Source organism: Novosphingobium sp. 63-713, from assembly GCF_001898925.1.
GTDB lineage: Bacteria > Pseudomonadota > Alphaproteobacteria > Sphingomonadales > Sphingomonadaceae > Novosphingobium.
On sequence record NZ_MKVS01000019.1, the window covers coordinates 234,181 to 255,377 of the forward strand.

At 64.2% G+C, this 21,197-nt stretch carries 19 protein-coding genes and 2 riboswitches; of the genes, 8 read left to right on the forward strand and 11 right to left on the reverse strand.

The window, feature by feature from the left end; translation table 11 throughout:
- Positions 1 to 3: 3 nt before the first annotated feature.
- From cobW to BGP00_RS09305, 3 genes are all read right to left on the reverse strand, one after another.
- On the reverse strand, positions 4 to 1,035 hold the full coding sequence (gene cobW, locus BGP00_RS09295; RefSeq protein WP_292690580.1) for a cobalamin biosynthesis protein CobW: 1,032 nt from the start codon (positions 1,033 to 1,035) through the stop codon (positions 4 to 6).
- Positions 1,036 to 1,217: 182 nt separating this feature from the next.
- Positions 1,218 to 1,440, reverse strand: a riboswitch (cobalamin riboswitch).
- 63 nt (positions 1,441 to 1,503) lie between these two features.
- A complete protein-coding gene (locus BGP00_RS09300) occupies positions 1,504 to 2,487 on the reverse strand; it encodes a HoxN/HupN/NixA family nickel/cobalt transporter (RefSeq protein WP_292690807.1) in 984 nt (327 codons plus the stop codon).
- 221 nt (positions 2,488 to 2,708) lie between these two features.
- A riboswitch (cobalamin riboswitch) is annotated at positions 2,709 to 2,945 on the reverse strand.
- A gap of 142 nt (positions 2,946 to 3,087) precedes the next feature.
- Positions 3,088 to 5,382, reverse strand: a complete 2,295-nt coding sequence (locus BGP00_RS09305) for a TonB-dependent receptor (RefSeq protein ID WP_292690582.1) — start codon at positions 5,380 to 5,382, stop codon at positions 3,088 to 3,090.
- A 366-nt stretch (positions 5,383 to 5,748) separates the two neighbouring features.
- Here BGP00_RS09305 and BGP00_RS09310 point away from each other — a divergent pair, with 366 nt between their 5' ends.
- Positions 5,749 to 6,717, forward strand: a complete 969-nt coding sequence (locus BGP00_RS09310) for a TIM barrel protein (RefSeq protein ID WP_292690584.1) — start codon at positions 5,749 to 5,751, stop codon at positions 6,715 to 6,717.
- Between the two features lie 57 nt (positions 6,718 to 6,774).
- Here BGP00_RS09310 and BGP00_RS09315 read toward each other — a convergent pair whose 3' ends face one another.
- Complete coding sequence (locus BGP00_RS09315; protein ID WP_292690809.1) at positions 6,775 to 8,097, reverse strand: MFS transporter; 1,323 nt, start codon at positions 8,095 to 8,097, stop codon at positions 6,775 to 6,777.
- Between the two features lie 567 nt (positions 8,098 to 8,664).
- Between BGP00_RS09315 and BGP00_RS09320 the strand changes: the two genes are divergently transcribed.
- The 5 genes from BGP00_RS09320 (at position 8,665) to BGP00_RS09340 (ending at position 12,803) form a co-directional block, all read left to right on the forward strand.
- A complete protein-coding gene (locus BGP00_RS09320; RefSeq protein ID WP_292925743.1) occupies positions 8,665 to 8,820 on the forward strand; it encodes a hypothetical protein in 156 nt (51 codons plus the stop codon).
- 54 nt (positions 8,821 to 8,874) lie between these two features.
- Positions 8,875 to 10,527, forward strand: a complete 1,653-nt coding sequence (locus tag BGP00_RS09325; RefSeq protein WP_292690811.1) for an ATP-dependent acyl-CoA ligase — start codon at positions 8,875 to 8,877, stop codon at positions 10,525 to 10,527.
- Complete coding sequence (locus tag BGP00_RS09330) at positions 10,527 to 11,696, forward strand: thiolase family protein (RefSeq protein WP_292690586.1); 1,170 nt, start codon at positions 10,527 to 10,529, stop codon at positions 11,694 to 11,696. Before BGP00_RS09325 ends, BGP00_RS09330 begins: the two co-directional genes overlap by 1 nt.
- Positions 11,693 to 12,028 carry a zinc ribbon domain-containing protein gene (locus tag BGP00_RS09335; RefSeq protein WP_292690588.1) on the forward strand — a complete coding sequence of 112 codons (336 nt, stop codon included), beginning with the start codon at positions 11,693 to 11,695 and terminating at the stop codon, positions 12,026 to 12,028. Before BGP00_RS09330 ends, BGP00_RS09335 begins: the two co-directional genes overlap by 4 nt.
- Before the next feature lie 97 nt (positions 12,029 to 12,125).
- On the forward strand, positions 12,126 to 12,803 hold the full coding sequence (locus BGP00_RS09340; protein ID WP_292921315.1) for a GntR family transcriptional regulator: 678 nt from the start codon (positions 12,126 to 12,128) through the stop codon (positions 12,801 to 12,803).
- 10 nt (positions 12,804 to 12,813) lie between these two features.
- Here the strand turns inward: BGP00_RS09340 and BGP00_RS09345 are convergent, their stop codons facing one another.
- Complete coding sequence (locus BGP00_RS09345; protein WP_168601858.1) at positions 12,814 to 13,149, reverse strand: GIY-YIG nuclease family protein; 336 nt, start codon at positions 13,147 to 13,149, stop codon at positions 12,814 to 12,816.
- 81 nt (positions 13,150 to 13,230) lie between these two features.
- On the opposite strand from BGP00_RS09345, the gene BGP00_RS09350 reads away from it, so the two are divergent.
- The gene (locus BGP00_RS09350; RefSeq protein WP_292690594.1) at positions 13,231 to 13,809 is read left to right on the forward strand and encodes a DUF2239 family protein; all 579 of its coding nucleotides are present in this window, start codon (positions 13,231 to 13,233) and stop codon (positions 13,807 to 13,809) included.
- An 81-nt stretch (positions 13,810 to 13,890) separates the two neighbouring features.
- A complete protein-coding gene (pip, locus tag BGP00_RS09355) occupies positions 13,891 to 14,841 on the forward strand; it encodes a prolyl aminopeptidase (RefSeq protein WP_292690596.1) in 951 nt (316 codons plus the stop codon).
- A gap of 9 nt (positions 14,842 to 14,850) precedes the next feature.
- On the opposite strand, the gene BGP00_RS09360 is transcribed toward pip, so the two are convergent.
- The 6 genes from BGP00_RS09360 to BGP00_RS09385 form a co-directional block, all read right to left on the reverse strand.
- The gene (locus BGP00_RS09360; protein WP_292690598.1) at positions 14,851 to 16,626 is read right to left on the reverse strand and encodes a chloride channel protein; all 1,776 of its coding nucleotides are present in this window, start codon (positions 16,624 to 16,626) and stop codon (positions 14,851 to 14,853) included.
- Between the two features lie 57 nt (positions 16,627 to 16,683).
- Complete coding sequence (locus tag BGP00_RS09365) at positions 16,684 to 17,394, reverse strand: energy transducer TonB (protein ID WP_292690600.1); 711 nt, start codon at positions 17,392 to 17,394, stop codon at positions 16,684 to 16,686.
- Positions 17,369 to 19,507 carry a TonB-dependent receptor gene (locus BGP00_RS09370; RefSeq protein ID WP_292690602.1) on the reverse strand — a complete coding sequence of 713 codons (2,139 nt, stop codon included), beginning with the start codon at positions 19,505 to 19,507 and terminating at the stop codon, positions 17,369 to 17,371. Before BGP00_RS09370 ends, BGP00_RS09365 begins: the two co-directional genes overlap by 26 nt.
- Positions 19,508 to 19,611: 104 nt before the next feature.
- Positions 19,612 to 20,004 (reverse strand): hypothetical protein, encoded by a 393-nt coding sequence (locus tag BGP00_RS09375; protein WP_292690604.1) that lies wholly within the window; start codon positions 20,002 to 20,004, stop codon positions 19,612 to 19,614.
- 92 nt (positions 20,005 to 20,096) lie between these two features.
- Positions 20,097 to 20,399: a ribbon-helix-helix domain-containing protein gene (locus tag BGP00_RS09380; protein ID WP_292690606.1), complete on the reverse strand. Its 303-nt coding sequence runs from the start codon at positions 20,397 to 20,399 to the stop codon at positions 20,097 to 20,099.
- A 16-nt stretch (positions 20,400 to 20,415) separates the two neighbouring features.
- Complete coding sequence (locus tag BGP00_RS09385; protein ID WP_292690608.1) at positions 20,416 to 20,997, reverse strand: DJ-1/PfpI family protein; 582 nt, start codon at positions 20,995 to 20,997, stop codon at positions 20,416 to 20,418.
- Positions 20,998 to 21,197: the final 200 nt, after the last annotated feature.

The window sequence follows — 21,197 nt, forward strand, 5'->3', positions numbered from 1 at the left end:
GGTTTAGCCCGCCAGCGTGGCCTGGATGGCGGCGGCATCTATATTTCCGCGCTCTGCAATGGCGACCAGCGTGGTCTGGCGGGTCTCGCCCGCGCGCCATGGGCGGTCGTAATGGTGGCGCACGCGCCCGCCCACGGCCTGAACCAGCAGGCGCATCGGCTTGCCCGCCACGGCGGCATAGCCCTTGACGCGCAGGATCCCATACTGGTCCGCGAGCTGGCCAATGCGGGCGGCCAGATCCGACGGGTCAGTGATTTCCGGCAGGGTGACGACCGTGCTGTCGAAATCGTCATGCTCGTGGTCATCCTCGCCATCGTGATGCGAGGGGCGGGCGGCAATATCGTCCTCGGCCGCCGCGCCAAGGCCAAGGATAACGCGCGGGTCGATGACGCCCTCGGCCAGTTCGAGGATGGGACGCGGGGTCTCCGCCGCGATTACCGCGCGGGCTTCGGCAGTGCCCTGCGTCCCGGCAAGGTCCACCTTGGTCAGCAGCACCATGTCGGCGCAGGCCAGCTGGTCCTCGAACACTTCGGAAAGCGGGGTTTCATGGTCAACCCCCGGATCGGCGGCGCGCTGGGCCTCGATGGCCGCGGGATCGGGGGCGAAGCGGCCCGCCGCCACCGCTTCGGCATCGGCCAGCGCCAGCACGCCATCGACCGTGATCCGGCTGCGGATCGCGGGCCAGTCAAAGGCTTTGAGCAAGGGCTTGGGCAGGGCAAGGCCGGAGGTTTCGATCAGGATGTGATCGGGGCGCGGATTCAGCGCCAGCAGGCGCTCCACCGTGGGGATGAAATCATCGGCCACCGTGCAGCAGATGCAGCCATTGGCCAGTTCGACGATATTTTCCACCGGGCAATCGGGAATGGCGCAGGATTGCAGAATGTCGCCATCCACCCCCAGCATGCCGAATTCATTGACCACCACGGCCAGCCTGCGGCCGCCAGCATTGCGGATCAAATGGCTGATCAGCGTGGTTTTTCCCGCGCCCAGAAAGCCGGTGACGATGGTGACGGGAACCTTGGACAGGTCAGGCACTGGTACTTCTCCCGCGCGCCGGAGCGAGACAGGGCGGGGCATACCGGAACAATCCGGTCGGCGCGCGACAACGGGCGGGCGCGACGAGGCGCCCGTGACCACGCAACCCGTGCGGCCCCAGCCACACAGTTCGCCGCTCAGACGGGGAGTTACCGTGCCGTGACCACTCCCTGGATCAAGGCAAGAGCGACCGGTGCGCCGGCAGGTCTCCTGGCTTGCGGGTCACAGCTTGATGCACGCCTTCCCAGACCGTTAAGCCCAGTGGCCGCCCCCGGATGGAGGGGGACATGTGCATCGCGCTATCCGCTCACAGTTGCAGGGACAGCCACGGATTTGGGGGGCAGGCCCCCCGCACCGCATTCCCGATTAAGCCCATTTACGGGCACCGGCGCGATCATTGAAAACCGGGTTGCCCCGAACTTTCGCGCTTGGTTCTAAACCACATGGCGCGAAAAGCAATTGGCGTGTTTACGAAACCTCGATCTCGTCAAAGCGTTTCCAGCGATAAATGGCAAAACTGATAAGCCAGCACAGGACGAACAGGGCGATGATGCCAAAGCCCAGACTGTTGAAATTTTCGCCCAGCCGTGTCGCCATGGCCCAAGGCCAGCCCGTCAGGCCCAGCTTGCCGCCGATCAGGGCCAGCGTTTCAATCCCGCCGATGACGATGGCGACAAGGGCCGACACCAGCGTGATGGTGATGTTGTAATAGAGTTTGCGGATCGGCTTTACGAAGGCCCATTCATAGGCGCCAAGCATGACCACGCCATCGGCCGTGTCGATCAACGCCATCCCGGCGGCAAACAGCGCGGGCAGCACCAGAACCGTGGCGAGGGAGAGGCCATTGGCCGCCTGATTGGCCGACATGCCCAGAATCGCAACCTCAGTGGCCGTGTCAAAGCCGAGGCCGAAGAGGAAGCCGAGCGGGGCCATATGCCAGCTCTTGCCGACCAGCCGGAACATGGGTGCGAACAGGCGCGAAAGCGGCCCGCGCGATCCGGCCAGCAGGTCGAGGTCGCTTTCCGTATAAGCACCGCCCGCGCGGACATGAACAAAGCTGCGCCAGACCGAGCGCAGGATGGCAAGGTTCATGCCCGCGATGGTGAAAAGGAACAGCGCCGAGATCACCGTGGCGATCACCCCGCCGATCTCCTTGAACGCACCGAAGCGGGCCAGAGCGCTGGCTGTCAGGGCGATGCCGACAGAGGCGATGGCGATGATCCCGGAATGGCCTAGCGCGAACCAGAAGCCCGCCGTGATCGGGCGCTGGCCATCCTGCATCAGCTTGCGCGTCACATTGTCGATGGCCGCGATATGATCGGCATCGACCGCATGGCGCAGGCCCAGCCCCCACGCCAGCAGGGCTGTTCCCAGCATCAGCGGTTGATGATGAAACAGGCCAAAGGCCCAGCCCCAGATGGCGATATTGGCAATGGCCAGCGCGACAAGCAGCGCGCCGATCCGGCGGCGCAGCGATGGTTTGGTATAGGAAAACACGGTATGCACATCCTCCGGCGCCTTGCGACAGGGCCGGGGCAAACCCGCGCAAACGGGCGGCACACGCGCAGGGCCGGACGCCAAGAGCGACCCGCGCACGTATCCGTTGCGGCCCCGGCCGCCCATGCGTCGCTCAGACGGAGTACACCGTGCCGCGGCCATCCCCTGGACCATGGCAAGAGCGACCAGACGCCGGCAGGTCTCCTGGCTTGCGGGTCACAGCTTGATGCACGCCTTCCCAGACCTCGCAGGATTTAGCGTCCGGCCCAGTGGCTGGCCCTTGGCAAGGGCGCATGTGCATCGCGCTATCCGTTTACAGTTGCAGGGACAGCCGCGGATTTGGAGAGGCCAGCCCCCCGCACCGCATTCCCGATTAAGCCCGTTTGGCGGGCACCGGCGCGATCAGTTCGGCGACCGGATCGGCCGCCGGGGGGATGGTTACTGCAAATGCCGGGCGATGCCAAGAACCGGCGAATGGCAAAAGAGCCATGGAACGGGGGAGGGACCCATCCCATGGCTCAGCTTGGTGATCCACGCTATCTGATATCGTTTACATTACCAGTTGTAGGTAAAGCTCGCCCCATAGGTGCGCGGGGCCTGATATTGCTCACGATAGGTCTGATAGGTCGCGCTGGTCGGGGCCGAGGCCGAGGAGAGCACAACAGTGTCCTCCAGATTGCGCACGAAGGCCGAAAGCGTCCAGTTGGCGGGTTCGTGCCTGTAGGTCACGATGATGTCGCTGCGATGATAGGCGTCCTGACGGTCGGAGGCGAAATTGTAGAAGGTAAAGTAGGATTCCGACTCAAAATGGGTCTGGAAACGCGGAGTCAGGCGCCCGCCAAAGATATGAAAATCATGCTCATAGCCGAAATTGACCGTCCATACCGGGGCCTGCGGGGGGCGCTTGCCGTCAAGCTGCCAGTTGGCACCCACCAGCTTGCCCTCGGCCGCCGCCGCGCGGGCGAGCTGGCCGCTGACCGCAGCGGCGAAATTGGTGAAACGCGCGTCCAGATAGGCGACATAGGCGTTGAAATGATCATCGGGCGTGGGATCGAACAGGGCGTCGAGTTCAACGCCCTTATAGCGCGAGGCGCCCGCGTTCAGCACCAGCGTGGCCACCGCGCCGTTTGAATTGGTGACGGTCTGCGACACTTGCTGATCGGTGTAGTTGTAGAGATAGGCCGACAGGTTGAGTTGAAGTCGGTTGTCCAGAAAGCGGTTCTTTGACCCGATTTCATAGGCGGTGATGCTTTCCGGATTATAGGCCGCCAGATCGGTGAAGCCGCCCGCCTTATAGCCGGTGTCGAACTTGGCATAGAGCAGGTTGCGCGGGGTGGCCTGATAGTTGAGCGCGGCGTGCCAGGTGGTCTTGCTGCTGGACGCCGTGGAGTTCTGGGGCGTCGTCACCATCACGCAGGAATTGGTGAGATAGCATTTGGTGTTGAGATAGGTGGTGACATTGGTGACGGTGTTATAGCCGATCCGGTGCTTGTCATCCTTGGAATAGCGCGCGCCCGCTTCCACCGTCAGGCCGGGGATGAGTTCATAGGAAGCCTGGCCGAACAGCGCCTTGGCCTGCGCCACGATATCGGGATAGACATAGTTCTGTATCAGGAAAGGCGTGCCCGAAATCGAATCCTGCCCCGGAAAATCCTGAAACTGGGTGGTCAGATTGTTGCTTTCCTTGAAGTAGAACCCGCCGAACTGCCATTTCAACGGCCCCTTGCTGTTCGAGGACAGGCGCAATTCGTGGTTCCAAGAGGGCAGGTTTTCGCGCTGGCCAAAGGTGAAATTCTGGCGATTGGTGCCATAGGCGCCGCCTAGCGTGGTGCGCCGGTCGATCTTGAAACGGCGATAACCGCCCTGATAGGTCAGCGTGGCAAAAGTGAAGTCATAATCGGCCTGCGCGCGGTAATTCCATGCCTTGGTGCGCAGATAGGACCCGGCGGGCATCGGGAAATCCTTGGCATTGCCGCGCGGCGGCACGCCCAGATCGACATCGCCCACCGCATAACCGGCAGGCACATTGGCGGCGGTATAGAGCACCCATGGAATGGCCTGCGTCGCCGTGCCCACGCCGTCAAAGTCCGAATATTCCCCCGTCAGCAGCAGCGAGAAGCGATCGGTCGGCTTCATCAGCAGATGGAGGCGGGCCGAACGGCTGTGTTCATCATCGGCATTGGCCGAAGGCGCATTGTTGCGATAGCCGTCGTGGTCGCGAAGTTGAAAGGCGGCGCGCAGCGTGATCCAGTCATTGACGGGCACGTTGATCATGCCCTTCACATTATGCATCCGGTAATTGCCGGCCTCGACGCCCAGATAGGCCGACAGATCGCCCGGTTTGGGCTTGGCCGTGACGATGTTGATCGCGCCGCCCGTGGCATTGCGGCCCAGCAGCGTGCCCTGCGGCCCGCGCAGCACTTCGACGCGCTCCAGATCGAACATCGAGGCGTTGAGGCCCAATGCGCGCTGCAGGTTGAAACCGTCGATGCTGATCGAGACGGCCGGGTCCCCGATTTCGGAAGTGTCGCGGCTGGAAACGCCGCGCACGCTGATGATCGTGGCGGGGCCTGCCTGCGCAAAGCTGACGCTGGGCGCCACGGCGGTCAGGTCCGCAACATTGCCCACGCCGTTGCGTGAAAGCGCCTCGGACGTCAGCACCGACATGGCGATGGCGGTTTTCTGCTCGGTGCTTTTGCGTTTTTCGGCGGTGACGACGATTTCGCCAAGGCCGGCGGATTTGGTTTCCGCCTGCGCACCGGGGTTGGTTTGCGCCTGCACGGGTGCTGCCTGAAGGCAGACCGCGAGGGTCAGGCTGGACGAGATTGCAGCAAGCCAAGTCTTTTTCATGTGGGGCTGTCCCTCCCTGGGATGGCTTTGCCGGCGATGGTCACGACGACCGATTCGTCTCGGCAATGGGGCTTTCATATTTTTCAGGCTTAGAAATTTCAAGGCTAAAGTGAATTCACTTATACGCCATTTAGCTCACAGCCAAGTCAATGAAGGTTGCGCACAGGGCGAGGGTGTCGGTTATATGCCGCGCGGCCCATTTCATAAAAAGCCTATAAAATTGCAATTTACGTTCAATTCCCGAATGTTTTTCGATAGGCTTTCCGAGAAAAATGGTTTGGCAGGCCGATGAAATCCGACTTGCACCATTCCGGCAAAACGGGATACAGTTTGCCCCTAAGGAAAAGCCTGTTTGGGAGTTTGTGCATGAAGATGTCGCGACGTGAATTCGGTTTTGGCGCCGCTGTGCTGGGCATGGGTGCTCCGGCCTTTGCGGCGCCGCGCCGTTCGGCCGCGCGCCTGCAACTGGGCGTGCAGACCTACAGCTTTCGGGACATGCTGCAGACTCCGGGCGATATGGTGGACAAGATGATTGCGGGCTGCCGCGCGGTGGGCCTGTCCAGCGTGGAATTGTTCGAGCCGACGATTCAGCCTCCCGCCTTCTCGCGCGATGCGCCATGGGCCACCGTGGCGGGTAAGCCGACCGAGGCCTCGCTCTATGGCCGCCCGCCCGAAGGGCCCAAGCCCGCCTCGGCCGAGCAGGTGCGCGAACAGGTGCGCGAGTGGCGGCTCAAGACGCCCATGTCGCATTTCGCGGCGATCGGTGCGCGTTTGCGCGCGGCGGGCATTACGGTGCAGGCATTCAACTTCGGCCTGACGGAAGATTGCACCGATGCCGAGGTCGAGCGTGGTTTCGCCATGACACGCGCCTTGGGAACGCAGATCATGACGGCCTCGACCACGCTGAAAATGGCCGAACGTACCGTGCCTTTCGCGGCGCGCCATCGCGTCATTCTGGGTCTGCACGGCCATTCCAACCTGCATGATCCCAATCAGTTCGCCACGCCCGAAAGTTTCGAGAAGGGGCTGACTATGTCGCCCTTTTATCGGATCAATTTCGACATCGGCCATTTTGTCGCGGCCGGTTTTGATGCGCCCGCTTTCCTGGAAAAACATCACGAAAAGATCGTCAGCATCCATCTCAAGGACCGCAAAACGCATGAAGGCCCCAACACCGTTTTTGGCGAGGGCGATACGCCGATCCGCGATGTGGTGCGGATGATCGCGCGCCATGGCTGGGCTATTCCCGCGATGCTGGAATATGAATATGCCGGGGCGGATTCGGTGACGGAACTGCGCCGGATGAAGGATTATGTTCGCGCGGCTCTGGCGTGACAGGGCTGGTCTGAGGTCGCGAAAGGCGCCGCTCCCACCGGGCGGCGCCTTTGTCATTTATGCGCTGCAGGCGGCCACCGCGCCGGATGTCTCCTCCGGCTTGGGCACCAGTGCTATGGCCAATGCCGATAGGGCGGCAACGGCGGCAAATCCGATGAAATTCCACGCCATATCCAGTTGATAGGTCGCGATCATCCCGCCCAGCAACGGGCCGCAGATCGACCCCATGCGCGAGAAGCTGAGGCAACTGCCTACGGCCGTGGCGCGCAGGGCCGGGCGGAAATATTGCGAGAGATAGCTGGTCACCATCACGGCGGCCGACACCGTGCCGACCCCGGCCAGCGCCACGATGCCATAGGTCATCGCCAGTGGCCATTTGTGCGAGAGCAGCAGGATCGACACTGCCCCGCCGCAAAAGGCGACCACGATGATGGGCGGCCGGCCATGGCGGTCGGCCAACCGGCCCAGCATGACGCCGCCGACCGACGATGCCAGCGCAAAGACGCCCAGAAACATGATGCTGGGGCCAAGATCATAGCCCGAAGCCCGCATGATCTGGGGCAACCATGTGTTCAGCCCATAGACGAGGATCATGCCGGTAAAGGTGGTCAGCCAAAAGCCGAGTGTCGCGCGGGCATGACCATCGGCAAACAGCGCCCGCATGCCGGGTTTGACCGCGCCATCGGCTGAAGGTGAGGCCAAATCGGCAGGATCGAGGCCATAGCGGCGCGCGATGACGCCTGCCCTCTCATACTGCCCCTTGCCCATCAGATAGGCCGCCGATTCCGGCAAAAACCAAATGATCGCGGGCAACAGGACGAGCGGCGCGGCCCCCAGCGCCACGATCGGGCGCCAACCCGCACCCTCAAGCAGCAGGAAGGAAGCCAGCGCGGCGGCAAAGATCCCCAGCGAATAGCCGGAATACATGATGGCGAATTCGCGATTGACCTTGCCCTTTGGCGCGAATTCGCAGGCAAAGGCGGCGGCGACTGGAACGATCCCGCCAATGCCGATCCCGGCCAGAAAGCGCATGGCGGCAAAGAACAGCGGCGTTGGCGCCGCCGCCGCCGCCGCGCTGGTGATTGAAAAAAGCGCGAGACAGGCGACGAAGCACGCTTTGCGGCCAAACCGGTCGCTCAATACGCCAAAGCCATATCCGCCAAAGAACATGCCCACCATCGCCGCGCTGGCCAAAAGGCTGGCCGAGGTGGGTCCCAGATTCCACGCCCGGTCATGCAGCAGGCCGGGCAGGACCGCGCCTAGGACGCCCATGTCATAGCCTTCGGAAAAGAGGCCGAACCAGCAGATCCAGATGATCAAACGCGGGTGGTAATACCATGGGTGGCCAGAACGCAGGCGGGGATCGGGCGGAAAAGGCATCGTCACGAACATCCTCCTTGGCACCTCGCGGGGGGTGCGGGTCTGGTCGGGGAAGGGGCGGTGCAGGCGCCATGCGGATGGTTTGCACAAAGGTGCATACCAGAGATTGCGCGCCGCCTCACCGCATGGGTCCGCCGGAAATATGTAGGGATAAAACTGAATGCAGTTTGAGCTTGCATCAAACCGCGCGATCTATCAAGCTTGAAATATCAGAAAGGCGAATGAAGCTCTTTCAAAGGGGTGCTCAAGATGGATATGTCGGTAAAATCCGCATTGGAAATTCCAAAAAACACATGATTATTAAAGATATATAATCATAAATTCGACTAAATTGGGAAAACGCCCGAGCGGCTCCGGCAGAGCACCGCAAGGCGCGACTCGATGTCGGATAGAAAAGATGGTGTCGCCAGTGGATCTGGAAAATAGAATACAGTCTATGCGTGTTCACAGATCGGTCTATGTCGATCCGGATGCCTTCGAGCTGGAAATGCGGCGCGTTTTGGCCGCGCGTGGATCTTTGCCGGCTCTGGAGACTATGACGCCACCCACATCGTCCGCTCCTGTCTGATGGTGGGGCAAAGGACATCCTCGGCCCGGACGACCTTTCATGCCCGCGTGACGCATATTCTGTCTCTCGACGGCGGGCGCCTGCCGATCCGCCACAAGCGGGGCGATCTGCCCGGCGCCGAGGGTCCGCTGGGCAACATTCTCACCATTCTTTGAAAGGGCCGCGATGGCGGTCCGTCTCTCCCGATTTTTCAGGAAGTCCCAATGTCTATGCCAGAATTTTCCGCGCAATTCTCTCCACGGGCGTCGCGATTGATCGATGCTTTTGCGCCGGATGAGCGTACCATTGTTTCCATGCTCCAACGCCGCTGCGAGACGGCAGGCGATACGCCGCTGCTGCTGATCGACGGGGCGGTGTTTTGCGCGCGCGACCTTGCCGACCGCGCCGGACGCAGCGCGGCAAGGCTGGCGCAGGCGGGGATCGAAGCGGGCGACCGGGTGGCTCTGCTTTGCGGCAACCGGCTGGAATTTTTCGATATGCTGCTGGGCACAATCTGGCTGGGCGCGATTGCGGTGCCGATCAACCGCGCCGCGCGCGGGGCGCAATTGCAGCATATCCTCGCCAACAGCGGCGCGCGCCTGCTCGTGGCGGAGGCTGATGTGGCGCAGGCCATGGCCTATGTTCCGCGCAGCGATCTGGCGCTCGACGCGATCTGGGTGTTGCCCACGCGGGGCGAAGATGCCTTGCCGGAGACCGCCGGGGAATGGGCGCTGCGCCCCGTGCCCCAGCCGGGCGCGCCGCGTGAGCCCGCACCCACCGGCCCGGCCGATACCGCGATGATCATCTATACCTCGGGCACGACCGGCCCGTCCAAAGGCGTCTGCTGCCCTCAGGCGCAGTTCTTCTGGTGGGGCCTAAACAGCATCGACGTGCTGGAGATAGAGGCCGCGGATGTGCTGCTCACCACGCTGCCGCTGTTTCATGTCAACGCGCTGGGGACCTTCTTTCAGGCGCTGCTGTCGGGCTCGCAATTGGTGGTGATGGACCGCTTTTCGGCCAGCGGTTTCAGCGCCGCCCTGACCCGGCATGGCGCCACGGTGACCTATCTGCTGGGCGCGATGGTGTCGATCCTGCTGGCCACCCCGGATCAGCCCGATGATGCCGCGCATCCGGTGCGTCGCGCCCTGGCCCCCGGCGTTCCGGCGCAGTTTCATGCCGCCTTTGCCCAGCGCTATGGCATGACGCTGATCGACGGCTATGGCGCGACGGAGAGCAATTTCGTCATCGGCGGGGGCGATCCTCTGCCCGGTTGCATGGGCAAGGTGCGCCCCGGCTATGAGGCCATCGTGGCCGATGAGGATGACAACCCGCTGCCTGATGGCACGCCGGGCGAATTGCTGCTGCGCGCCAAACACCCCCATGCCTTTGCCGCCGGTTATCATGAGATGCCCGCGCAAACGGCGGCCTCTTGGCGCAATCTGTGGCTGCATACCGGCGACCGTGTGTGGCGCGATGCGGAGGGGCGCTTCTATTTCATGGACCGGATCAAGGACGCGATCCGCCGTCGCGGCGAGAATATTTCCGCCTTCGAGGTCGAACAGGTCCTGCTGTCCCATCCCGACATCACCATCGCGGCGGTCTATCCGGTGCCCAGCGAACATGGCGAGGATGAGGTGATGGCCTCGCTGATCCTGCGCGACGGAGCGGCGCTCTTGCCCGAGGCGGTTCTCGATTTCTGTCAGCCGCGCATGACCTATTTTTCGGTGCCGCGCTATCTGCGCTTTGCCGATGCGCTGCCGACCACGGAAAATGGCAAGGTCCAGAAGTTCCGCCTGCGCGAAATGGGCATCACGCCCGACACCTGGGACCGTGAGGCAGCAGGCTATAAGGTGGCGCGTGCTGTCCGGGCGGCGGCGGGCTGATGGCGGTGCAGCCCTTCGATGGAGTGGCCGTCGTGGCGCCCACCACGGTGCGCTATGCCCGCCACAGCGACAAGCCCGCCCATTGGTGGGTCGGGCGGGCGCTGCATGATGTGATTGCGGCGGCGGGCATCGCCAAGCAGGAGGTGGACGGACTGGCGCTGTCTTCCTTCACCATGGGGCCGGATACGACCATCGCCATGACCGAACATTTCGATATGGCCCCGCGCTGGATCGAATGGCTGCCCACGGGCGGGGCCAGCGGGGTGATGGCGCTGCGCCGCGCGGCGCGGGCGGTTCAGGCGGGCGATGCCTCGATCGTCGCCTGTATCGGCGCCGATACCGCCAATCCGGCCAGCTTTGCCGAGCTTGTCCGCAATTTCAGCCGGTTTTCCGATACCGCCGTGCGACCCTATGGCGCGCCGGGGCCTAATGGCATGTTCGCGCTGATCACCGCGAATTACATGGCGCGTTTTGGCGCGACCCGCGCCGATTTCGGGGCCATCGCTATGGCGCAGCGGGCCAATGCCGAGGGCAATCCCAATGCCTTGCTGGGGGGCAAGCCTTTGAGCCTTGAGCAATATCTCGCCGCGCCCGCCATTGTCGAGCCGCTGCATCTGTTCGATTGCGTGATGCCCTGCGCGGGGGCCGAGGCTTTTCTGGTGATGAGCGAGGAAAGGGCGCGCGCGCTGGGCCTGCCCCATGCCGTGATCCGGGGCAGCATCGAGCGGCACAACGCCTATTTCGACGAGCCGGTGGCGGTGCGGGCGGGCTGGGCGATGGACCGTGACAGTCTTTATGCGCAGGCCGGTGTCGGCCCGGAGGCGATGGATTGTCTGGAGGTCTATGATGATTATCCGGTCATCGTGGCGATGCAGCTCGAAGATCTGGGCTTTTGCCCCAAGGGTGAGGCGGCCCAGTTTTTGCGGCATAACTCGCTAACTCTCGAGGGCGCCTTGCCAGTCAACACGTCGGGCGGTCAGCTTTCCTGCGGTCAGGCCGGGGCGGCGGGCGGCTTTCTGCCGGTGGTCGAGGCGCTGCGGCAGATAACCGGTCAAACGCTGGGGCGCCGGGTGCCGGGCGCGCGTCTGGCGCTGGCCAGCGGTTATGGCATGGTGACGTATGATCGCTGTCTGGCCACGGCGGCGGCGGTGCTGGAGGGGCGGGTATGAGCATCACCCTGCAGGTTTGCGCCCAATGCGGGGCGCGGCAATATCCTCCGCGCGATCTGTGCCGCGTCTGTCTGGCCGATGCCTTGGCGACGGTAGAGGAAACGGGCGAGGGGCGGCTGATCGTCAGCGCCATCGTCCATCGCAGTCTGGAACCGGATTTTGCCGGTGATCTGCCGCTGCGGATCGGCACGGTGCATCTGGCATGCGGTTTGCGCATCATCGCCTTTGTCGATGCGGGGCTGGCCGATGGCGCGCCGGTTCGCCTGCGCCAGGAGGCTGGCCGCGATGGCGCGGCCCTGTGGTATGCGGGCGCGCTGGAGACGGGCGCATGACGGCTTTGAAAATGGGCTGGACAGCGCGGGTCAGAGGTGCAATCCGAATTCAGTTTTGAGGGTGAAGCACATGAGCACGTCTGACAAAATTGTTCCTGTGAACGCTTCATCCGGCAGCCCGGACATCTATCAGGCAGTCCTGAAACGCATCCAGCGCGGCCAGATCAAGGATGGCGAAAGGATCGTCGACACGGCCATCGCGGCCGAATTCGGCGTCTCGCGCATGCCCGCCCGTCAGGCTTTGCTGCTGCTGGTTCACGAAGGTTATCTGGTGGGCACGACGCGCGGCTTTGCCTTGCCGCAATTGTCCGATCAGGATGTGGCCGAGATTTTCGAGGTCCGCCTGCAACTCGAGCCCAGAGCGGCCGCATCGGCCTGTCCATTGCTGGAGGCCGAGCATTTGGCCGCCATGCGCAGGGCCTATGAACTGGCCGCCGCCGCGCAGGTTGCCGGCGACACCGAAGGGCTGATGGATGCCAACAACCAGTTTCGTCAGGTCTGGCTGGATCTGGTGCCCAACAAGCGGATGGCCGCCTCGATCCAGCGCTTTGTCGATCAGGTGCTGATCGTTCGCCGCCGCACGGTGATCGACCCGGAGGCGCAGCGTCTGGTGGTCGAATTGACGCTGGAACTGCTCCATGCCTTTGAGCGGCGCGACGGCCTGCGCGTCCACGATCTGATGATCGGCTTCATCAACGAGGCGCGCGACATCTATTTCGCCAGCGACATCGCGAAGGGCGCGGGCAAGCGCAAGGCGCGGGCCGCCGGGGGCTGACGCCCGCCGCTCAAATCCCTGTGCCGCCCCATTCCGCCAGCCAGTGATCGAGGCGTTTTTTGAGCGCGCGTTCGCGGCCAAAGCGCAGATCCTCCTCCTTCACGCATTCCACCACCTCGAAGGTGAAGGCGTCCGCGCCGTGAAGCGTCCATGCCTCCTGCAGGCTGCGATGGGGATTGCCGCCCAGCCGCAGGGTGAACCACAGGCGGTTCCGGATGGTGGAGAGGTCGGCGGCCTTGCCGATCCACAACTGGCCGGAAGCGAGGCAGCGCAGGGCGTAGATGCCCGCCTCGACCTTGCGTTCCTTATAGGCCGCCACGGCCTCGCGCCTGCTTTGCTGCGTCATCACCCTGCCTTTCATTTATCCGCCTTCCATATATTACCCGGATATATTGACTCGCAAGAGGAAATAATTCACCTGGGCAAAATGAATGAAAATCCTCTCTCGACGCCCTGCACCGCCTTTGTCGGTGCTCAAAAGCTGGCCGCAGGTGATCTGGCGGATGTCGCGCTGGCCGCGAATGCGCGGATGGATGATGCTCCGGACACGGTCCTGATCTTTGACGATGCCACCGGGGCGCAGATCGACATCGACCTGCGCGGGACCACGGCACAGATTATCTCCCGACTGGCCGCTTATCAGGGGGCGCAACCGGAAACGCGCAAACGCGGCCGCCCCAAACTGGGCGTGATCGCGCGGGAGGTCACGCTCCTGCCGCGCCACTGGGACTGGCTGGCCCAACAGCCCGGTGGGGCCTCGCAGGCGCTGCGGCGTCTGGTCGATCAGGCGCGTAAGGAGGACAAAGGCCGCACCGCAACGCGCCTGGCCCATGAGCGGACCTATCGCTTCATGGCGGCGCTGGCAGGCAATTTCCCCGATTTCGAAACGGTGAGCCGCGCTTTGTTTGCCGATGACATGGCCGCGTTGACCTTGGCGATGGCGGCATGGCCGGCCGATGTGCGCGAACATGTGCTTTATCTTGCCCGGCCGGTCGAGGAGGACTGAGAAAGGCGCAAGTTTTTTGGGGGGCGGGCGAGGGGCCATTCACCCCTTTCCATTCCACCCGTCATCCCGCACAATGGCCTGATGTTGCGGACACTTTATCCCCCGATCGAACCCTATGCCTCCGGTATGCTCGACACCGGCGAGGGCCATGCCATCTATTACGAGCGCTGCGGCACGCCGGGGGCCAAACCGGCGGTGTTCCTGCATGGCGGGCCGGGCGGAGGCGTTGGGCCAGCGCATCGGCAATTGTTCGATCCGGCGCTGTATGACGTGATCCTGTTCGACCAACGCGGCTGCGGGCGCTCGACGCCCCATGCCGGGCTGGAGGCGAATACGACATGGCATCTGGTGGCCGATATCGAGCGCTTGCGGGCACTGGTCGGGGCCGAGCAATGGCTGGTGTTCGGCGGATCATGGGGCTCGACGCTGGCGCTGGCCTATGCCGAGACGCATCCGCAGCGGGTGAGCGAATTGATCCTGCGCGGCATCTACATGTGTTCGCGTCCGGAACTGGACTGGTTCTATCAGTTTGGCGTGTCGCAAATGTTTCCCGACAAATACGAACGCCTTATCGCCCCTCTTTCCGAGGAAGAGCGCGGCAATGTCCTGCGCTCCTATCATCGCCGCCTGACCACCGGCACGCGCGAGGAGCAGATCGAGGCGGCGCGGGCGTGGAGCCTATATGAAGGCGAGACGATCACCTTGCTGCCCGATCCGGCCATGTCGGCCCAGCATGACGATGGCCATTTCGCGCTGGCCTTCGCACGGCTGGAAACGCATTATTTCGTGCATGACTGCTGGCTGGAGCCGGGGCAATTGCTGCGCGATGCCGACAGGTTGCGCCACATTCCCGGCACCATCGTCCATGGCCGCTATGACATGCCTTGCCCGGCGCATTACGCTTGGGCGCTGCACAAGGCTTGGCCCGAGGCGGATTTCCATCTGATCGAGGGAGCGGGCCATGCCTATTCGGAGCCCGGCATTCTGGATCAGTTGATCCGCGCGACCGACCGCTATGCGGGCAAGGTCTGATCCATCGGATCAGCGTGAGGTTTCGCCGAACATCTGCCTCTGGGCCGCCTCGATTTCTTCCAGATAGCGCCGCCGCGCGTGGCGCTCGCTGACCACGCCGACGACCTGCCCCTGCGCATCCACCACGGCCAGTTCGTCGGCCATCGCGCTGTCGAAACTGGCCAGCACCGCCTTGATCCCCATCGCGGGCATCAGCGTGGCGTCGGCCAGCATCGCCAGTGAACCGACCGGCGCCAGCGGGTCGGCATGGGGCGCATGGGCCGCGGCGGTGGCCACGATGCCGCAATAATGGCCGTCGGCATCGGTCACGATTGCCTTGCTGGTGGCGCCCAGCGGCACGGTGTCGCGAAATTGCGCGATGGGCATGTCGCCCCGCACGCTGGTCCAGTCGCGCCGCATCATCCGCCCGGCAGTCAGCGTCAGCATCCAGCCGATGTCGCGCGGGCTGCGTATGTCGGTGCCGCGCACATGCAGCCGCCATGTCGAGAAGGAATAGCCGAAAACCTCGCGCGTGATGCTGGCCGAAACCAGCGCGGCGGTCAGCACCACGCCCATCAGCGCAAAGTCATGCGTCGTTTCCAGCATCAGCAGCGCCAGCGTCATCGGTCCGCCCACGATGGACACGCTCAGCCCCGCCATGCCCACCAGCGCGGCATCAATGGGCGAGAGCACCAGCCCCCACGGGTTGAGATTGAACACTTGCCCAAACACCTGACCCAGCAGCGAGCCGAGGAAAAGCGAGGCAAAGAACAGCCCGCCGCGAAACCCGCTGGCCAGCGAAATCACCGAGGCGGCGATCTTGAGCGCCATCACGAACAGCAGCAGCGAGACCGGCGGCGCAAGCAGCAGATCGAGATGCAGCGCGCCATGGCCCGACGAGAGCGTCTGGGGCGAAAGCAGCGCCAGCCCCGCCAGCAGCACTCCGCCCGCCACCGGCCGCCAACGCGCCAGTACGGGCCATGCCTGAAACCCCCGCTCGGCCAGCGTGACCAGACGCATCACGCCGATCCCCATCAGCGCGCACAAGGCCCCCAGCACAGCATAGGCGCCATAATCGACGATGGTGATCGCGCGCGAGACGGTCGTGGCGATCAGATAGGGCTCGTTATGCATCCCGCGCAGCACCAGCGCCGCCGCCAGCGCCGCCGCGATCACCGGGGCAACGGCCCCCGTGCTATAGGCCCCGATCACGATCTCAAAGGCATAGAAGGCTCCCGTCAGCGGCGCGCCAAAGGCTGCCCCGACCGCCGCGCCCGCGCCCGCGCCCACCAGATTGCGCAGATCGGCCCGCCGCAGCCGCAACCATTGCCCCAGCAACGAGGCCATGCCGCCGCCCATCTGGGCATAGGTCGCCTCCAGCCCCACCGAGGCGCCGCAGCCGTTGGACAGAATCGTCTGCACCCCGATGATCAGATTGTCGAGCGCGGGGATCCGCCCGCCATGCAGGGCATTGGCCTCCACAACGTCAATGGGCGGCCTGGCGCTGGTGGGGCCGGGGCGGCGCGCCAGCAGCCGCGCCAGCGCGACCAGCGCCAGCCCGCCCAGTGGCAGGGCCAGCAGCTTCCACGGATGGTGAATGGCTCCCAGCGCGCTCAGCCGGTTGGCCGCGACGCCATAGATCAGGCCCTGCATCCCATGCGCCAGCCAGCTCTGCGCCGCCGTGGTCAGCCCCGCCATCGCCCCCACCGCCACGGCCAGCAGGATGAAGGCAAGTTCGCTGCCTCGCAGCCATTGGCGCAAGGTCACCGCCGCGCGCAGCAACGGATGGGATGGAAACCACTTCATCGCGCCATGGTTGTGGCCCAGCGGCCCAAGGTCAAGCCCTTAAGCACTCGGGAGCAATCAGCCAAACCGGATCTCCACCTCGAAATCCTCAATGCCGGGGCGCATATCCTCGGGCGGCGCCGGAAAAGGTGCGGCCCGGCGCAAGGCCTGCAACGCGGCGCGGTCGAGCATCGCCATCCCGCTGGGGCCGACCACTTGCGCGTGGGTGGGCGCGCCCGTCTCATCCAGCCTGAAGGCCAGCCTCACCGTCCCGGTCAGCCCCAGACCGGCCGGGCGGCAGACCATGATCCGCAGCCAGAGACGATGCAGATAGGCGCTCCTTTGCGCGGAGAGATCCGCTTTGACCGGCGGGGCGGCGGGGAAAGCCGCCGGCGGGGCAGGAGAAACGGATGCGGCAATGGCCGCGACGGTGGGCGACAGCGCCGGAGGAGCCGCGATAGAGATCCCTGTCGAAACCTCAGTCGGTATCGGGTCCTGCGACTGGTGTATGGCGGCAGTAGGCCTTGCTGCGGACCCGCGCCCCGATGGCCGGGGCGCGGGCGCGGGCGCGGGCGCGGCGAAGGTGATGGCGGTGATGGCGGCCCGATCCTGCTGCTGAGGCGGGCTGGGGTCGCCGCTGAAGGCCAGCGCGGCCCCCAGCGCCAAGCCATGGACCAGCGCCGCAGCGCCAGCCCCGGCCAGCCTTTCGCGCAAGGGGCGCCCGGCGACGCCATAGCGACGGGGCGCCCCCATCACCATGCCTTCAGAACCGCCGTGAGAGGCCGACATTGACCGACCGCCCGCGACCGGCCACAGGGCGCAGCACCGCTCCACCGCTCGCGCTGTAATCGCCCAGCGCCATCCCGCCCAGCGGCAGGTCATAGGCCCTGTCGAAGAGGTTCTCGACATCCACGCTCAGCCGCCATTGGCGCCATTCATAGGCGCTGCGCAGATGAACCAGCGCATAGGCCCGCGTCACCGGCTCGTTGCGGGCCGGATCAATGCGCGTCTTGCGGTCCACCCAGTTGACCTCGACGGCCGCGCTCAGGCCGCCGATCCGGTGTTCGACACTGGCCAGAATGTTGAGCGGCATCTGATGATAGAGCGGCGTCTGGGCGCTCAGGTTCTGGCCATGCACCCATGACAGCGTGCCCGACAGGCGGGTCTGACCATAGCGGCCGCCCTGCCACAGTGTGGCCGCGCCCGACAGGTCGATCCCGTAGAACTCGGCCTCTGTGTTAGCGAATTGCAATTGCGCAAAGGGGCCGGGCATCCCCATCATATTGCTCAAGACCTTGATCCGGCGCGCGTCGATATAATCGTTCACATGGGTGTAATAGGGCGCCACCTTGACGAACCAGCCCTGTTTGCCGCCGCCCGAAACGGTGGCCGATCCGCTGATCGTGTCGGCCCGCTCGGGCCTCAGGGCAAGATTGCCGAAATAGCCGTTGCCGTCACCATACCAGCCGATCATCTGGCTCGACATCGCCCCCTGGCCCCATGTGTAGAGTTCATAGATGTTGGGCGCGCGGGTCTTGTGGGCATAGCCAAGGTCTAATGCGAGGCCCTGTACCGGCGTGTAATGGGCGATCAGCGAGGCGCTCCAGTTGTTGAAATGGCGCTGATGATCAGCCGCGTTGAAGGCGGCGGCAGCCATGGCATCGGCCATGTTCATCATGCCCGTGGAATAGGGCGCCACCGGACCGGTGTTCATATTGACCCGGTCATAGCGGCCCCCGGCGGTCAGGGAAAATGCCTCGCCCCAGCGCTTTTGCGCCTCGACATAGGCGGCGATGCGTTCGCGCCGCCCGTTATTGACGTTGAGATAGGTGTTGGGCCCCATCATCATGCTGCCCGCCACCGGGGGCCACCAGTCATTGAGGCGCTGGTGGCGATATTCGCTGCCCATGCGCAGCGTCGTGCCCGGCGCCAAGGGTAGATCCACCGCCAGCGTATAGCCGCCCGAGCGCACCCGCGTGTTCATCGGCATGCCGCCATCGGCCGTGCCGCCCTTGTCGGTCAGGAAGTTCATCTGATGATCGGTGGCGCGGTAATCCGCCTTCAGGTCTACCGTGCCCCAGTCGAAGCTGCCCAGATAGTGGGTGTTGAGGAACCATGAGTTGTTCCCGGTCATGTCCATGAACTGATTGGGGAAACCTTCATAGGCAGAGTGGTGGTAGCCGCCCGCCAGCTCGATCAGCCCAATGGCGCCCTGATAGGCCAGCGCCAGCTTGTGATCGGTCTTGGCATATTGCGTGGCATGGACAACGCCCAGATCGCCCCCGGCGTGATAGTTCTGCGCCTTGGCATAGCTGCCGCTGTAGGTGGCCGAAATCTGCTTGCCCGCCACGGTCAGCGTCAGGCCCGAGCCGAAGCCGCCGTCATTGCTGCGATAATAGGTCTGCCCCTCGCCGGTGATCAGCAGGCGGCTATCGGTTGAGAAACGGGGCGCGGCGCTCTTGACCGAGATGACGCCCCCGATCGCATCCCCGCCCGCGCTGACCGGAGAGACGCCGGTGATGACGTCGATCGCGCCCGCCGTCTGGGGGTCGGTATAGCTGAGCGGTGGGTTCATGTCGTTGGGGCAGGCGCTGTCGATGGGGTGTCCGTCGACCAGAACGATCAGGCGCTGTTCGCTTAGCCCCCGGATCACGGGCATGGTGGAAAAGCCGCCGCCCGTATTGCCCGCAAGGCCGGGCAGGCGGGTCAGGATCGCCCCCACATCGCTGCTTGCCGGGGCCAGATGGCGCAGGGTCTGGCCAGTTATGGCGGAGGATCGGGCGGCATCCCCGATGGCGGCGCCCTCCACATCGACCGGGGGCAGGATATTGGCGCCATTTTGGGCAAGCGCGGGCGAGGAGGCACCGGCGATCAACGCCAGCACCAGAGGAGTGGTCTTCATGAATATCCCTGTTCAATTGGCGCGGCCTGCCCGTTGTTTGCGCGGCAGCCGCATGAGAAGCGCAGCCCGCGGGACCAACGCCCGGGGCCGGTATGTGTCATGAATCAGGGATGGATCGGCGGCGCGCGCAGGGGAGGGCGCAACCTTTGCGCGCGCGCGCGCGGCGCGGGGGTAACCGGAGCAACCCCGACCAGCAGGATAAACACCAGAGCCGCCGCCAGCAGAACCGGATCGGCCCCGCCCAGCATCGGCATGGCATGGCCGGCGAAGGCGCAGGCCGGGTGGTCCGTGCGATCATCGGCGGGCGCGGCGGGCCGTCCGGGCACGATGATCTGGCGCTGATGGGGAATGCCGGTGGCATCGGCGCAGATCTGCACCGTCAGCACCCGCCCATGGGCGACCGGCATATAACCTTGCGGAACCATGGCGCGCAGGGCCAGAGCCAGCACGATCAGGGTGATCGCCAGCCAGCGCTTGTCGCGAATCAGGATGCGCATTGCTTCCATTGTGGCGCGTGCATAGGCCGGGACCATCGGGGGGGCAATTTGTCGAAATGTCCAAGAGCAGAAAAACCTGCCCCGCCCCGGCGTCAGACCGAGCGCAGCGCCACGGGACGGGGAAGCTCGCCCGTCCGCTTGCTGTCCAGATAGCGCAGGCAGGAGACGCGCAGGAACGAGGCCATGTTGGGCACCTCGCCGCGCCATTCCAGAATTTCATCCCACAATTTGGTGATGAGCTGGTTGGTCGTCATCCCATCCTCGGCGGCAATCTGGCTCAGCACATCCCAGAACAGGTTTTCCAGCCGGATCGTGGTCACCACGCCATGGATGCGCAGAGAGCGGGTGCGGCTTTCATAGAGGATCGGGTCTGCCCGCACATAGAGTTCGCACATGAAAGCCGCCTTTCGCTTATGCCTCGATTGTCGTGCCCAACACCTTCAGGAACTGGGCGATCCATGCCGGATGGGCGGGCCATGCCGGGCCGGTGACAAAGGGGCCATCGGTGATCGCCCCGTCCATGGGCAGCGCTTGATAATCCGCGCCCGCCAGCATGACCTCGGCGCGGCAGGCAGGATAGGCCGAAATCCGGCGCCCGGCAATCACGCCCGCTGCGGCCAGCAATTGCGGCCCATGGCATACGGCCGCAATCGGCTTGCCCGAGGCGGCAAAGGCGCGCACCAGATCAAGGACGCTTTCGTCGGTGCCCAATTGCTCGGGTGCGCGGCCGCCGGGGATCAGCAGGGCATCGTAATCGCCCTCCTTCACATCGGCATAGGCGGCGTTGAGCGTGAAATTATGGCCGCGCTTTTCGCTGTAGGTCTGATGGCCTTCGAAATCGTGGATCGCGGTGGCGATCTGGTCGCCCGCCGCCTTGCCGGGCGAAACGGCATGGACCGTGTGGCCTACCATCAGCAGCATCTGAAAGGGCACCATGATTTCATAATCTTCGACGAAATCACCGGCAAGGAGGAGGATGCGTTTGGCGGCCATGGGCAATGTCCTGTGTTGGCATGACGGGATGGCGCCAACCTGTAGGCCCTCGCGCCCGCCTGTTGGTAATAGCCGGTGACGACATGACCGGTTTTTCCGGCGGCGAAATAGGACGGGCCGGGCTTGCATGACATTCTTTCGATCCTACCCTTGAGGGGAAGCCGGGCCGACATGCGTAGTGCCTGTGGAGCGAAGGAGAA

What these genes read in the sequence shown, in the direction of transcription:
- BGP00_RS09385 (WP_292690608.1), bottom strand. Translation starts at nt 20,997, where the DNA reads ATGGCCGCCAAACGCATCCTCCTCCTTGCCGGTGATTTCGTCGAAGAT.
- BGP00_RS09365 (WP_292690600.1), bottom strand. Translation starts at nt 17,394, where the DNA reads ATGTCGGCCTCTCACGGCGGTTCTGAAGGCATGGTGATGGGGGCGCCC.
- BGP00_RS09325 (WP_292690811.1), top strand. Translation starts at nt 8,875, where the DNA reads ATGCCAGAATTTTCCGCGCAATTCTCTCCACGGGCGTCGCGATTGATC.
- BGP00_RS09345 (WP_168601858.1), bottom strand. Translation starts at nt 13,149, where the DNA reads ATGACGCAGCAAAGCAGGCGCGAGGCCGTGGCGGCCTATAAGGAACGC.
- BGP00_RS09330 (WP_292690586.1), top strand. Translation starts at nt 10,527, where the DNA reads ATGGCGGTGCAGCCCTTCGATGGAGTGGCCGTCGTGGCGCCCACCACG.
- BGP00_RS09350 (WP_292690594.1), top strand. Translation starts at nt 13,231, where the DNA reads ATGAATGAAAATCCTCTCTCGACGCCCTGCACCGCCTTTGTCGGTGCT.
- BGP00_RS09305 (WP_292690582.1), bottom strand. Translation starts at nt 5,382, where the DNA reads ATGAAAAAGACTTGGCTTGCTGCAATCTCGTCCAGCCTGACCCTCGCG.
- BGP00_RS09380 (WP_292690606.1), bottom strand. Translation starts at nt 20,399, where the DNA reads ATGTGCGAACTCTATGTGCGGGCAGACCCGATCCTCTATGAAAGCCGC.
- BGP00_RS09360 (WP_292690598.1), bottom strand. Translation starts at nt 16,626, where the DNA reads ATGAAGTGGTTTCCATCCCATCCGTTGCTGCGCGCGGCGGTGACCTTG.
- BGP00_RS09315 (WP_292690809.1), bottom strand. Translation starts at nt 8,097, where the DNA reads ATGCCTTTTCCGCCCGATCCCCGCCTGCGTTCTGGCCACCCATGGTAT.
- BGP00_RS09310 (WP_292690584.1), top strand. Translation starts at nt 5,749, where the DNA reads ATGAAGATGTCGCGACGTGAATTCGGTTTTGGCGCCGCTGTGCTGGGC.
- BGP00_RS09335 (WP_292690588.1), top strand. Translation starts at nt 11,693, where the DNA reads ATGAGCATCACCCTGCAGGTTTGCGCCCAATGCGGGGCGCGGCAATAT.
- BGP00_RS09320 (WP_292925743.1), top strand. Translation starts at nt 8,665, where the DNA reads ATGGTGGGGCAAAGGACATCCTCGGCCCGGACGACCTTTCATGCCCGC.
- BGP00_RS09370 (WP_292690602.1), bottom strand. Translation starts at nt 19,507, where the DNA reads ATGAAGACCACTCCTCTGGTGCTGGCGTTGATCGCCGGTGCCTCCTCG.
- pip (WP_292690596.1), top strand. Translation starts at nt 13,891, where the DNA reads ATGTTGCGGACACTTTATCCCCCGATCGAACCCTATGCCTCCGGTATG.
- BGP00_RS09375 (WP_292690604.1), bottom strand. Translation starts at nt 20,004, where the DNA reads ATGCGCATCCTGATTCGCGACAAGCGCTGGCTGGCGATCACCCTGATC.